Origin of the sequence: Streptomyces sp. NPDC053069, from assembly GCF_044546895.1 — a bacterium.
In the GTDB taxonomy this organism is placed as follows: Bacteria; Actinomycetota; Actinomycetes; order Streptomycetales; family Streptomycetaceae; genus Streptomyces.
Genome location: NZ_JBITZN010000003.1, coordinates 367494 through 379695, shown reverse-complemented (window position 1 = coordinate 379695; position 12202 = coordinate 367494). Strand labels below are relative to the sequence as shown.

Genomic DNA, 12202 nt, shown 5'->3' with positions numbered 1-12202 from the left:
GAGGCGCCTTGCCTCACAGGCAAGGAAATTGCCGCTCGGGCAAGAATCGGGCTGAATGGAGGCATGAACGCCTCAGACGCCGGCCCGTCGGCGGGCCCGGGCGGCGAGCTGACCGCTGTCGCACCGCAGTTGCGCGGGCTGCGCCGGCGCGCCGGCCTCACCCTGGAGGCCGCCGCCCGTGCCGCAGGGCTCTCGCCGGCCCATCTGTCCCGGCTGGAGACCGGACAGCGGCAGCCCTCGCTGCCGATGCTGCTGGCTCTCGCCCGCATCTACGGTACGACCGTCTCCGAACTGCTGGGTGAGACGGTCGCCGACCGGAACGCGATCGTACGGGCCGGCGACATGGAGCCGACCCGGGCCGGCGGCTGGACATACTTCCAGGCCGGGGCGCCGGGCCGGGGTATGCAGGCCCTGCGCGTACGCGTGCCGTACGGCTCGCAGGGCGACATCGTGCGCGTCCACCCGGGCGAGGAGTGGCTCTACGTCCTGCGGGGCCGCCTCCGGCTGCGCCTCGGTGACACCGCGCACCTGCTCGCGCCCGGCGACAGCGCGCACTTCGACTCGCTCACCCCGCACCGCCTCGCCGCCGAGGACCATGACGGCGTCGAGCTGCTGTTCGTCCACACCCTGCTGCAGAGCCCCACGGCCACGCTGTGCCTGGGCCCGCCGACCGGAGAGCTGCCATGACCAACCTCGAGACCAAGTTCCCCCGCGCCCTGTGGATCCGCCTGATCATCTACATCGCCGCCGGCCACGTCCTGGCCGCCTTCCTCTACCTGCTGTTCGCGGTCGGCGGGAAGAGCTGACGCGACGAAGCCACCGGTACGTCCGGCTGTCGTTCTCGTGCCCCGCACGAGGACACCGGGCTGCGGGGGCGGTCCGGTCAGTCCAGCAGGCGTTCGCGGAGCCGGGCCCGGGCCGCCGGGGTGAGTTCGAGGCCCTGCTCCAGGTAGGTGTCCACGCCGCCCCACGTCTGCTCGATGGTCTCGAACGCCGCCAGGAGGTACTCGGCGCGGGCGTCGAAGAGCGGGCTCAGCAGCTCCATGACTTCCGGGGTGTACGCGGTCTTGGCGCTGCCGCTGCGGTGGACCTTGTAGCGCCGGTGCCTGGCGTTGGACTCCAGGTAGTCGGCGATGATCGCCTCGCGTTCCACGCCCAGCGCGAGCAGCGTCACGGCTATCGAGATGCCCGCGCGGTCCTTGCCCGCCGCGCAGTGCATCAGCGCGGGCACGCTGTCCTCGGTGAGCGCGCGCAGCACCTGGGAGTGCTCGGCGGTGCGCTCCTTGACGATCCTCCGGTACGAGGCGATCATCCGGGCCGCCCCCTTGCCGTCGGCGAGGATCTGGCGCAGCTGGTCGAGGTCGCCGTCGCGGACCATCTTCCAGAACTCGGCGCCGTCCGCCGGGTCGCTCAGCGGCAGGTTCACATTCCGCACGCCGGGCAGCTCGACGTCCGGGCCCTCCAGCTTCTGGTCGGCCGCGTTGCGGAAGTCGAAGATTGTGTGCAGGCCCAGGGAGGCGAGGAAGGCCGCGTCGTCCTCGGTCGCGTGCGCCAGGTGACCGCTGCGGAACAGCACCCCGTGCCGCACCCGCCGCCCGTCCACCGTCGGCAGTCCGCCCACGTCACGGAAATTGCGTACTCCGGCCAGCTCCGGCTCGGTCGACGGGACGTGCTGCGTCACGGGGGCTCCTCACACGCTCGGATCCCGCCGTCGCGGCTCGTCGGCGGGCGCTCTGACGACCATACGACATCGGTTTCCTCGGGCAAGGAGTTGTCCACAGGGCTTGTCGCCACGCTCGTACGGCTCGATGATGTTTGCACTTGAGTGAATCTGTTGGCACCTGTGAGGTCTTACGTGGTGGACATCTCCGAAGACGGTCGTACCTGGCTCCTCTCGGGGCCCACCAGCAGCTACGCCCTGCATCTCACCGGCGCGGACGAGCTGCTCCACCTGCACTGGGGGCCACGCATCACCCTCGCGGACGCGCAGGCCCTGGCCAAGGACCCGCTGCCCGGCCACTGGCCCTTCGAGTCCCCCCTGGACGGCCGGGAGGAGTACCCCGTCGAGGGCGGCCCCCGCTTCGTCCGCCCGGCCCTGTCGGTGCGTACCGCCGAGCGACGCGGCACGGAGTGGGCCTTCCAGGCGTACGAGGCGGACGGGCCGGAGGGTGGCGAGCTGCGGCTGCGCTTCGACGACGACGGCCTCGCCGTCACCCTGCACTACCGGATGCGCGGCGATGTCGTGGAACGCCGGGTGACCGTGGCGAACGGCGGGCACGTACGCGTGGAGCTGCTGCGCGCCGACGCCGCCACCTGGACCCTGCCCGATCGCGAGGGCTGGCGGCTGTCCCAGCTGCACGGCCGCTGGGCCGCCGAGTCCCGCCTCGTCGCCGCCCCGCTCACCTACGGCGAGAAGGTCATCGGCAGCCGCCGCGGCCACACCGGCCACCAGCACCTGCCCTGGGTGGCGCTGGACACCGACGCCACCGAGGAGCGCGGTGAGGTCTACGGATGCGCGCTAGGCTGGTCCGGCTCCTGGCGCATCGCGGTCGCCCAACTCCCGGACGCGCGCGTGCAGATCACCGGCGGCGCCGGCTACGACGACTCGGGCCTGCTGCTCCTGGAGCAGGGGGAGTCGTACACCACCCCGGTGTTCGCGGGCCTGTGGAGCGACGGCGGCTTCGGTGGCGCGAGCCGCGCCTGGCACGCCTACCAGCGCGCGTACGTCATCCCGGACGCCGAGCGGGACCGGCCGGTGCTGTTCAACTCCTGGGAGGCGACGAACTTCGACATCTCCGAGGAGCAGCAGCTCGCGCTCGCCCGCCGGGCCGCCGGGATCGGCGTGGAGCTCTTCGTCGTGGACGACGGCTGGTTCGGCGCCCGTACCAGCGACCGCGCGGGTCTCGGCGACTGGACGCCCAACCCCGACCGCTTCCCGCACGGCCTGAAGCCCCTCGCCGACCAGGTGCACGACCTCGGCATGCAGTTCGGCATCTGGGTCGAGCCCGAAATGGTCAACCCGGACAGCGACCTGTACCGCGCGCACCCGGACTGGGTGCAGTACCAACCGGGACGGAAGCGGACGGAACTGCGCAACCAGCTCGTCCTCAACCTCGCCCGCGAGGACGTCCAGGAGTACCTGTGGGAGCAGCTGCACACCCTGCTCTCCGGCGCGCCGGTCGACTATGTGAAGTGGGACTTCAACCGCTGCTTCACCGACGCCGGCTGGCCCGGTGAGCCGTACCCGCAGCGCCTGTGGGTGGACCACGTCCGCGCCCTGTACGCCCTGCTGGACCGGCTGCGCGCGGCCCACCCCTCCGTCGCCTTCGAGTCCTGCTCGGGGGGTGGCGGCCGGATCGACCTCGGCGTCATGAGCCGCACCGACCAGGTGTGGACCTCCGACAACACCGACCCGCTGGACCGGCTCGCCATCCAGCACGGCTTCAGTCAGATCCACCCGGCCCGGATCATGGCCGCCTGGGTCACGGACAGCCCGAACACCCAGCTCAACGGTCGGGTCAGTGGCCTGCGGTTCCGTTTCGTCAGCGCCATGGCGGGCGTGCTCGGGGTGGGCGGCGACCTCACCGAGTGGACCGATCAGGAACTGGCCGAGGCCCGGCAGTGGATCGATCTCTACAAGGAGATCCGGCCGGTCGTCCAGCAGGGCGACCTGTACCGGCTGCGACCTCCGGCCGGTGGACTGAGCGCCGTCCAGTACGTCCTGGGTGAGGAGACGGTGGTCCTCGCCTGGCTCCAGGCGCAGAGCCACGGCGAACCCGTGCCGGCGCTGCGCCTGCGCGGACTCGACCCGGCGGCGTCGTACGAATGTCGCGAAACGGGCGAAGTCCATCGCGGTGCCGTACTGCTGCACCACGGGCTGCGCGCCGGCCTCAAAGGTGACCTGGATGCAACGGTTATCCGCCTGTGCCGCATCTAATGCTTCTGCCCGAATTGGCGCCTTCATTCAAACTCGGAGTGAAATGCGGACTCATGGTCGGGTGCGCGTGAGGAGCGTCATATTCGTGACGGTGCGTGCCGCGTCATGTCCACGTAATTTCCTCGGTGAAGAGGGAATTTGAAGGGCCGTAACAGGTGGAAATGCACGGAGGGTGACGGCGAATTCCCGAATCCGATCTTCTGAAAGGCGAACGGCGGAAACCGACTGCTTGTTTCCCTGCGTCCCACCCGCTTACGTTCGCCACCGATCCGGACGGAACGCCGAATCCTGCCGCCGCCCGGAGCCCCACACACTTGACCCGTGTTCGGCAGGAGCGGGGGACCCATCAGGTACCACTGCCTGTCCGGTCTCCGCGACAGGCTCGGGGTGAAACCGTGCGCGCACGGCCGGGCAGCTCCAGCCCGAACCCGACAGCTCACCTCGCAGGCGCCGGAGAGGAATGCGCCATGCCTGGTAAGGGCAAGCACCGACGCCCCAAGACCCCGCGTCTTTCCCGCTCGATCGCCGTCGCCGGAACCGGTGGTGCCGCCCTGGCCCTCCCGCTCGTCGGAACCACCGGGGCGCATGCCGCCGGCACCGCGCAGTCCGTCTCCGCGCAGGCCGTGCAGTCCCTTCGGGCCCCGGTGCACAAGGCCGCCGCGCAGCCGGATTCCGGCGTCCGTACCTACACGGTGAAGACCGGCGACTGCCTTTCGGTGATCGCCGACGAGCAGCACGTGGCGGGCGGCTGGCACCGCCTCTACGCCGACAACCGGCAGGCCGTCGGCGACGACCCGTCGCTGATCCACCCCGGCCTGGAGCTCGCGCTCGGCAGGCAGGCCGCACCCACCCGCAGGCACGCCGCACCCACCCGCACCGAGCCCGCGGCCCCGAGCCGGTCGTCCGGCGGCTCGCACCGCTCCACGCCCCAGGCGGCCCCGGCGCCCAGGACCTCCGGCGCCGCCACGACGCCGGCCACCTCCACCGGCTTCACCCTCCCGGTCACGGGCGCCACCATCGGCACCGGTTACCACGTGGCCGGCAGCATGTGGTCCAGCGGCTACCACACGGGCGTCGATTTCGTCGTACCGACCGGCACCCCGGTCAAGGCCGTCGCCGCCGGGACGGTCGTCTCCGCCGGCTGGGGCGGCGCGTACGGCAACCAGGTCGTCCTCAGGCTGAACGACGGCCACTACGCGCAGTACGGCCACCTCTCCCGGCTCTCCGTCTCGCCCGGGCAGACCGTGACCGAGGGCCGGCAGGTCGGCCTGTCGGGCGCCACCGGCAACGTCACCGGCCCGCACCTGCACTTCGAGATCCGTACCACCCCCGACTACGGCTCCGACATCGACCCGGTCGGCTACCTCCGCGAGCACGGCGTCGCCGTCGTCTGAGGCTGTCCGTCCTTCGGCGTGTTCGCCCTGTTCCGGGTTGGCAAATCATTTAAGGGTGTCATATCTCACCGGCCGTCAACCCCTGCCTACGGTCGCGTAGGACACATCCAAAGGTGAATCATGGTCCGACGTGGCAGACGATTCGAAGAGTGACAACACATCAGTGATCGGGTCGTACGTGGCGGTGGGGGACAGCTTCACCGAGGGCGTCGGCGACCCCGGCCCCGACGGGGCATTCGTCGGCTGGGCCGACCGGTTCGCGGTACTGCTCGCGGACCGGCAGCCCGAGGGCGACTTCAAATACACCAATCTCGCGGTCCGCGGGAAGCTGCTCGACCAGATCGTGCAGGACCAGCTCCCGCAGGCCGTCGAACTCGCCCCGGACCTGGTGTCCTTCTGCGCGGGCGGCAACGACATCATCCGGCCCGGCACCGACCCGGACGAGGTGGCCGAGCGCTTCGAGCGCGCCGTGGCCCGGCTGACCGAGGCGGTCGGCACGGTGATGGTGACGACCGGCTTCGACACCCGTGGCGTCCCCGTGCTGAAGCATCTGCGCGGCAAGATCGCCACGTACAACGGGCACGTCCGCGCCATCGCCGACCGGTACGGCTGCCCCGTGCTCGACCTGTGGTCCCTGAAGTCCGTACAGGATCGCAGGGCCTGGGACAGTGACCGGCTGCACCTCTCGCCCGAGGGGCACACGCGCGTGGCGCTGCGCGCCGGCCAGGTCCTCGGCCTGGAGATCCCGGCCGACCCGGAGCAGCCGTGGCCGCCGCAGCCGCCCCGGGGCACGCTGGACATCCGCCGCGACGACGTCCAGTGGGCCCGCGAATACCTGGTCCCGTGGATCGGCCGCCGTCTGCGCGGCGAGTCCTCCGGCGACCATGTCACCGCGAAGGGCACCCTGTCCCCCGACGACATCAAGCTGCGCATCACCTCGGTGGCCTGACCGGCACCCACGTGCCCCGCACCGCCCGTACCCGCGGTGCGGGGCACGTGGGTGTCCGGCCGGCCGGTGTTCGTCGGCGGCGCCCGCCCAACCCCGGCTTCGGGCACCACAGCGGCTCACCCGCACAGCACCGTGCAGCCGGCCCGATGCGGCCGAGAGCCCCTACCGTTCGGTCAACGCCTGCCGGTCCAGGCCCAGTTCACGGGCCAGCGCCTCGTCGGTCCATTCCTGCGCGCGGGTCCGCGGTACCGCTCCGGGGTACGAGGTCAGCTGCACGGCCAGCCCGTCCAGCAGCGCGGTCAGCCGCAGCGCGGCACCGGCCGGGTCGGCGCAGGCGAACTCGCCCGCCGCCACGCCCTCGGCGATGACCTCGGCGATCGCCGCCTTCCACTGCTTGTCGAGATCCCGGGTGACCTCGCGCAGCACCGGCTCGCGCAGGGCCACCGCCCAGCCCTCGATCCACAGCCGCCAGCCCTTGGCCTGCCCGGTCGGGGCATACCAGCGCACCGCGGCCCGCAGCCGGCGCAGCGCGGACGTCCGCCGCCCCAGGAGCTTGCGCAGATGCGCGAGATCGTCCTCTGCCGCGTACCGGAACGCGGCCGCGACCAGCCTCTCCTTCGTCGAGAAGTGGTACAGCACCAGGGCGTTGCTCACCCCGAGCACCGCGGCCACGTCGGCGATCCTGACCGCCGCCACGCCCCGCGCCTCGATCTGCCCGATGGCAGCCTGCAGCAGTTCCTCCCGCCGCTCGGCCACGCTCAACCGCACTCTCGCCACGCGCTCACCCTAATCCGTTGCCGAGGACGGCACGGAAGGGCCCCGCACTCGCGGCCGTTCGAGTGCGGGGCGGCAGACCTTTCGGTCACCCGTGCGCCGGGCGGCCGGGTGCAGACAGGTGCGCGGCCCTGACGCCCCCGTGACGGCGAGGCATCGCGGGGTCCGTCACCGGTACCACCCGAAGCGGTCCGCGATCACCGGCAGCCGGTCGGTCACCATGGCGTGGGCGGCCGCACGCGGGGTCGTACCGTCCGCGTCCGCACGGTCCAGCATCAGCTCGACCAGGGCGCGCATGGAGCGCCGGATGTACGCGAAGGCCTCGTCGGCGTCGGGGCCGATGTCACCGAACAGGGTCCACCACCACCAGGCGTTCGTGGCGGAGTTGACCACCACGTCCGGCAGCACGGCCACCCCGCGCGCCGCCAGCAGCTCCTCCGCCTCCGGCAGCACGGGCATGTTGGCGGCCTCCACGATCCAGCGGGCGCGGATGCCGTGCTGGTTGCCGGTGTCGATCGCATAGGACACGGCCGCCGGCACGAGCACCTCCGCATCGGCGGACAGCCAGGCCTCACCGGACAGTTCGCGGTCGCCGGGGCGCAGCACACGGCGGTCGACGGCGCCATAGCCGTCCCGCGCGGCCAGCAGCGCCTCGACGTCGAGCCCCGCCGGATTGGCGATCGTGCCCTTGACGTCGGCGACCGCCACCACCGTCAGCCCCGCGCGCGCGAGGAATCTCGCGGTGGCCCCGCCCATCGTGCCGAGCCCCTGCACCGCCACCCGGGTGCCCGCGTACGGCACCTCCGCCCGGTCCAGCGCCGCGAGCACCGACTCGGCGACCCCGCAGCCGCCGGCCAGCTCGTCCAGGCCGATGCCGTCCACCTCGACCGCGAACGCGTCCGCGAGCCGCCCACGGGCCGCCGCCTCGTCGTCCAGCAGCGGATACACCGCCTGGACCGAGGAGACCAGGCCCGCCTCGACGGCCGCCCGGTCGACGAGGTCCTGGGTGAGGCCGAGGTCCTCGCCGGTGGTCCAGAAGCTCTCGATGTACGGCCGCATGGCGCGCAGATAGCGGACGAGGAGCCCGTACGCCTGTGGCTCCTGCGGATCGCAGTCGATGCCGCCCTTCGCGCCGCCGAGGGGGACATAGCGTGCCTCGGGGTCGTAGTGCAGGGCCTCCTTCATCGTCATGCCGCGGGCGAGGCCCGCCACCTCCTCCAGGGTGCAGCCGGGGCGCATCCGCAGCCCGCCGCTGGCCACGCCGCGCACCAGCCGGTCCACGACCAGGAAACCCCGGCGGCCGGTGACGTGGTCGGTCCAGACGAGCGACATCAGGGGAGCGGGGGCGGTCATGGGATCTCCTCGGGGACGGTGCACAGGGTGGGGCCGGGCCGGTCGAGGGCCCCGGTGCGGGCGCGCGCCGGGGCGGCGGGACGGCACGCGCGCGAGACATGTCCGTCGTGGGCGCGGGCCAGGGTGGGCCAGGCCGGTCCGGCGCCGGGTCCGCCGCGACCGGTACGCCGCCGCGCGCCCGCATCCCGTCGCGGATCTCCCGCAGCCGCCGTGCGAACACCACGATGTCCTGCAGGTGCCCGGCGGCCTCGGCTCGGGGACTGCCTCTCTACTGAACGATGAGTCAGTATCGGGACGTGGCCCGCGCCCTGTCAATGCGCTCGACGAAGGGGCAGTGGCGTGCGCCGGGGCCGTACCGGCGCCCCGGCCGTCCGGGGCTGTCGGAGGGTCCGACCATAATGGGGAGCTCACCCACTCCACCGGGAGGTACCGTGACCGGATTGCGTTCCTCGACCTCCGGGCTCCGCGCGCTGCGGCCGGCGGCCTTCGGCGCGGACCCGGGCGGTGAGCGCCTGGCACGCATCCGCCGCTCTCCCCACTTCGAGGACGGCGTCTTCCAGAACCCGGGCGGTACGGCACGCACCAGACCCTCCGGTTCCACGCTGGACCTCGCCAAGGTGTTCCTGGACAAGGACACCCGCCCCCTGCGCGCCCCCAAGGGCACCGTCCCGGTGCATCCCACGACCTTCGCCGACCTGGCCGAGCCGCCCGCCACGGGACTGCGGCTGACCTGGATGGGCCACTCCAGCGTCCTCGCGGAGATCGACGGCCACCGCGTGCTGTTCGACCCCGTCTGGGGGGAGCGCTGCTCCCCGTTCCCCTTCGCCGGACCCAAGCGGCTGCACCCCGTGCCGCTGCCGCTGGCCGCGCTCGGCGAGGTCGACGTGGTCGTCATCTCGCACGACCACTACGACCACCTGGACCTGCCCACGATCAAGGCACTGGCCGGCACGGACACCCTGTTCGCCGTGCCGCTCGGCGTCGGCGCCCACCTCGAACACTGGGGCGTCTCCCCGGACCGGCTGCGCGAGCTGGACTGGCACGAGTCGACCCGGGTCGGCGGGCTCACCCTCACCGCGACACCCGCCCGCCACTTCTGCGGCCGTGCCCTGCGCAACACCCAGCACACCCTCTGGGCGTCCTGGGCCGTCGAAGGCGAGGAACACCGCATCTTCCACAGCGGTGACACGGGCTACTTCGACGGCTTCAAGGACATCGGCGCGGCCCACGGCCCGTTCGACGCCACGATGATCCAGATCGGTGCGTACAGCGAGTTCTGGCCCGACATCCACATGACGCCCGAGGAAGGCCTGCGCGCCCACCTCGACCTGCAGGGCGGAGCGCCGCACGGCGCGCTGCTGCCGATCCACTGGGGCACCTTCAACCTCGCCCCGCACCCCTGGGCCGAACCGGGCGAGTGGACGCTGGCCGCGGCCGACGCGGTCGGGCAGGCGGTCGCCGTCCCTGTCCCGGGCCAGCCCTTCGAGCCTGCCGGGGTCCTCCCTGCGCGCCCCTGGTGGCGGGACGCGTCCCAGCCGCTGAACCGCAAGTGGGCCGTTCCGGAGATCATGCCGGTGGCCTCTCGTGACGACCTCGACCTTGTGGGCGAGGGCTGACCACGCCGGTTCGCCGCCCCGCGGATCAGTGCCCGGCGGGTACGGGACTGTGCGTGGTGCAGGTCCGGCTCTTTCCGTCCGGCTGTGTTCCGCACGCCCAAGCGGTCTGGCCGGGGCCCAGTTCGGCCATCGGGGAGTACACGTCGTTGCCCCAGTGCACCGGTGTGGCCTCCGTGGTGCCGCTGGAGTTGTCCACGTCGACGACCGCCTTGGGTTTGGCATAGGTGATCCGCCCCCATGCGGCGCCGCATTCGCTGCTGTACCGGAGCTCGATCACCATGTTCTGGTTGCGGATCAGGGCGAGCGTCTGTCCGTCCCGTACACACCCCATGGTCATCGGATCCTTGCCCGTGCAGCCGGCGTGGGTGCAGCCGACCGGGTCGCCGTGTGCGGCGGCGTGGGACGCGGAGGCACGACCGCCCGCGGTGTGCGAACCGTCCTCCGCGTTGTCCGAGGAGTACCGAACGACGGCGACACCGGCCGCCGCCACCGCGACGCAGGCCGCGGCCACCATCGCGACCAGGCGGCCGCGTCCCTGGCGCCGGACGAAGCCCGCGCCGCCGGCGGAAGCACCGCCGTCACCAGCGGTGTCCGCCGGACCGGGCACGGTGGGCCCGGCTACGGCAGGTTCGCGCATGTCCTGCTCGCCCGCGCCGGGTTCGGGCGCGGCGGGCCGCGGCCGGTCCGGTCCCGGCACGGCCGGTTCCGGGTCCGACCCGCCCGGAGGGCCGGCCGTGGGATCCCCGTTCTCCGGGGCCGCAGGCTCCCCCTCGGACACCGGAAGCGGCTGCTCGGCCGGCTCGGCGCCGGCGACCCGGAGCAGTTCGGCCTGCTCCCACAGGTCGAGGAGCGGCGCGGCTTGCGTCCGCGCGGCGCGGGCGAAGCTCTCCACGGCGCCGCGGGGCGGGAACTGCTTGGCGTTGATCCAGCGTTCCCAGGACGACTTCGAGTAATGGGTGAGCGCGCTGATCCGGGCGTAGCTGAGTCCCGACCGTTGTTTCAGCGCAAGCAGTTCCGCGTGCAGCCTGGCATCGGAGCCAGGCTCAGGTCTGACTGCGGGGAGATCTCTGTCGCTCACTGTGAGCCCGTTCGCTGATGGAACACCAGCCCGAGCCGAGGGCACAGCGACGCACCGGCGCGCCGCCGGCCCCCGTAGTTGACTGCCCCCCGCCTCAGGCCCGGTGCTCCGGTCCTGAAAGTCGAACGGAAGCATACAGTCGCCGCAGCGCGCCGCCGCGACGGCACACGCCGCGGAGAAGGTGTTAGCCGCGCCACTCGCGACGCCGGGCGACGCGGCTACTCGAAGTAGACCTGAGCGATCAGGCTGTGCCAGGTGTACCGCCCCACGACGCCGTCGGCGCCGCCCGTCACCGCGTGCCGGAGCTGATAGTTCACCACCGCGCCGTACGTCTTCGGTCCGAAGACCCCGTCGACGAAGCCCGGTCGGTCGGCGACCGCGACCGCTCCCGCCTCGACCAGCTCTTCCTGCAGTTCCTGCACGCACACTCCGGTCGAGCCCCGGGCGAGCACCACCGTGGGGATGTCCCAGCCCAGGTAGTGCTCCGATCCGTACGTGTTCTTGCACGCCTGGAGCGTGCCGTCCCAGCCGGCCTGGGCCGGGGTCGCGCCCCCGGCAGCCAGTGCCGCCACAGCGGCGAGCACCGCGGCGGCCCCGCCGGCGCGCCGGCCTGCCGTCCTGTTCGTTCGGGTCATCGCCGCTCAGTCCTTCGTCATGGAGACGAGCATCTGCCAGGTCTGCGGGCCGACGACGCCGTCCGCCTGAAGGTGGTAGGTCTGCTGGAACCGGCGCACGTACGCATCGGTCTTGGGGCCGAACCGGCCGTCGATGAATCCGTCGGCGTCGGCGAGGTCCAGCCCGATGGTGGAGGCGAGGTCGGCCTGGATCTCCTTCACGCACACTCCCGACGAACCCTGGGAGTAGTTGCGGGCCGGGATCTTCCAGACGCCGTTCGGAGAAGTGCGCGCGCCGACGGAGTCCAGGCAGGTGTCGAGGTACTCGCCGGCGTGGGCGGCGGGCGCCGAGAGCAGCAGCGTGCCGGCTGCGGACAGTGCGAGCGCGAGGGTGGACAGGGCCTTGACGGTCCGGATTGCGGTCATGATGAAGGGAGTTCCTCTTGTGTGAGTCGTGGGGCCGGGCCGCCCCGACGGGGCGGCCCGG

The 12202-nt window shown here is 72.2% G+C and carries 12 protein-coding genes and 1 riboswitch; of the genes, 6 read left to right on the top strand and 6 right to left on the bottom strand.

The genetic code is table 11. The annotated features are described in order from the left end of the window. Window positions 1-63 precede the first annotated feature (63 nt). Together ACIGXP_RS08765 and ACIGXP_RS08760 are read left to right on the top strand one after the other, a co-directional pair. The gene (locus ACIGXP_RS08765) at window positions 64-687 is read left to right on the top strand and encodes a helix-turn-helix domain-containing protein (protein ID WP_399765707.1); all 624 of its coding nucleotides are present in this window, start codon (window positions 64-66) and stop codon (window positions 685-687) included. Then, entirely contained in the window at window positions 684-806 is a 123-nt protein-coding gene (locus tag ACIGXP_RS08760; RefSeq protein WP_399765705.1) for a DUF6126 family protein, read from the top strand. The genes ACIGXP_RS08765 and ACIGXP_RS08760 overlap by 4 nt, the downstream gene beginning before the upstream one ends. 77 nt (window positions 807-883) lie before the next feature. Here the strand turns inward: ACIGXP_RS08760 and ACIGXP_RS08755 are convergent, their stop codons facing one another. Continuing rightward, complete coding sequence (locus ACIGXP_RS08755; protein ID WP_399765702.1) at window positions 884-1681, bottom strand: tyrosine-protein phosphatase; 798 nt, start codon at window positions 1679-1681, stop codon at window positions 884-886. Window positions 1682-1855: 174 nt separating this feature from the next. Here ACIGXP_RS08755 and ACIGXP_RS08750 point away from each other — a divergent pair, with 174 nt between their 5' ends. From ACIGXP_RS08750 to ACIGXP_RS08740, 3 genes are all read left to right on the top strand, one after another. Continuing rightward, window positions 1856-3937: an alpha-galactosidase gene (locus tag ACIGXP_RS08750; protein WP_399765699.1), complete on the top strand. Its 2082-nt coding sequence runs from the start codon at window positions 1856-1858 to the stop codon at window positions 3935-3937. A 307-nt stretch (window positions 3938-4244) separates the two neighbouring features. Continuing rightward, a riboswitch (cyclic di-AMP (ydaO/yuaA leader) is annotated at window positions 4245-4400 on the top strand. Between the two features lie 4 nt (window positions 4401-4404). Further along, window positions 4405-5331, top strand: coding sequence for a peptidoglycan DD-metalloendopeptidase family protein (locus ACIGXP_RS08745; protein ID WP_399765696.1), 927 nt, complete (start codon window positions 4405-4407; stop codon window positions 5329-5331). Window positions 5332-5494: 163 nt separating this feature from the next. Next, window positions 5495-6280, top strand: coding sequence for an SGNH/GDSL hydrolase family protein (locus ACIGXP_RS08740; protein WP_399766151.1), 786 nt, complete (start codon window positions 5495-5497; stop codon window positions 6278-6280). A 162-nt stretch (window positions 6281-6442) separates the two neighbouring features. Here ACIGXP_RS08740 and ACIGXP_RS08735 read toward each other — a convergent pair whose 3' ends face one another. Both ACIGXP_RS08735 and ACIGXP_RS08730 read right to left on the bottom strand, forming a co-directional pair. Next, entirely contained in the window at window positions 6443-7057 is a 615-nt protein-coding gene (locus ACIGXP_RS08735; protein ID WP_399765693.1) for a TetR/AcrR family transcriptional regulator, read from the bottom strand. Between the two features lie 165 nt (window positions 7058-7222). Next, on the bottom strand, window positions 7223-8407 hold the full coding sequence (locus tag ACIGXP_RS08730; RefSeq protein WP_399765690.1) for a Glu/Leu/Phe/Val dehydrogenase dimerization domain-containing protein: 1185 nt from the start codon (window positions 8405-8407) through the stop codon (window positions 7223-7225). Window positions 8408-8838: 431 nt separating this feature from the next. Here ACIGXP_RS08730 and ACIGXP_RS08725 point away from each other — a divergent pair, with 431 nt between their 5' ends. After that, window positions 8839-10023: an MBL fold metallo-hydrolase gene (locus tag ACIGXP_RS08725; RefSeq protein ID WP_399765687.1), complete on the top strand. Its 1185-nt coding sequence runs from the start codon at window positions 8839-8841 to the stop codon at window positions 10021-10023. A gap of 25 nt (window positions 10024-10048) precedes the next feature. Here the strand turns inward: ACIGXP_RS08725 and ACIGXP_RS08720 are convergent, their stop codons facing one another. From ACIGXP_RS08720 to ACIGXP_RS08710, 3 genes are all read right to left on the bottom strand, one after another. Then, window positions 10049-11101 carry a DUF2690 domain-containing protein gene (locus ACIGXP_RS08720; RefSeq protein ID WP_399765684.1) on the bottom strand — a complete coding sequence of 351 codons (1053 nt, stop codon included), beginning with the start codon at window positions 11099-11101 and terminating at the stop codon, window positions 10049-10051. 218 nt (window positions 11102-11319) lie between these two features. Further along, the gene (locus ACIGXP_RS08715) at window positions 11320-11736 is read right to left on the bottom strand and encodes a peptidoglycan-binding protein (protein WP_399765681.1); all 417 of its coding nucleotides are present in this window, start codon (window positions 11734-11736) and stop codon (window positions 11320-11322) included. 6 nt (window positions 11737-11742) lie between these two features. Further along, a complete protein-coding gene (locus ACIGXP_RS08710) occupies window positions 11743-12141 on the bottom strand; it encodes a peptidoglycan-binding domain-containing protein (RefSeq protein WP_363217889.1) in 399 nt (132 codons plus the stop codon). Between the last annotated feature and the right edge of the window lie 61 nt (window positions 12142-12202).

Bases quoted from the DNA above. Each gene is read 5' to 3' on its own strand.
- ACIGXP_RS08765 (WP_399765707.1), top strand. From the start codon at position 64: ATGAACGCCTCAGACGCCGGCCCGTCGGCGGGCCCGGGCGGCGAGCTG.
- ACIGXP_RS08760 (WP_399765705.1), top strand. From the start codon at position 684: ATGACCAACCTCGAGACCAAGTTCCCCCGCGCCCTGTGGATCCGCCTG.
- ACIGXP_RS08745 (WP_399765696.1), top strand. From the start codon at position 4,405: ATGCCTGGTAAGGGCAAGCACCGACGCCCCAAGACCCCGCGTCTTTCC.
- ACIGXP_RS08730 (WP_399765690.1), bottom strand. From the start codon at position 8,407: ATGACCGCCCCCGCTCCCCTGATGTCGCTCGTCTGGACCGACCACGTC.
- ACIGXP_RS08715 (WP_399765681.1), bottom strand. From the start codon at position 11,736: ATGACCCGAACGAACAGGACGGCAGGCCGGCGCGCCGGCGGGGCCGCC.
- ACIGXP_RS08710 (WP_363217889.1), bottom strand. From the start codon at position 12,141: ATGACCGCAATCCGGACCGTCAAGGCCCTGTCCACCCTCGCGCTCGCA.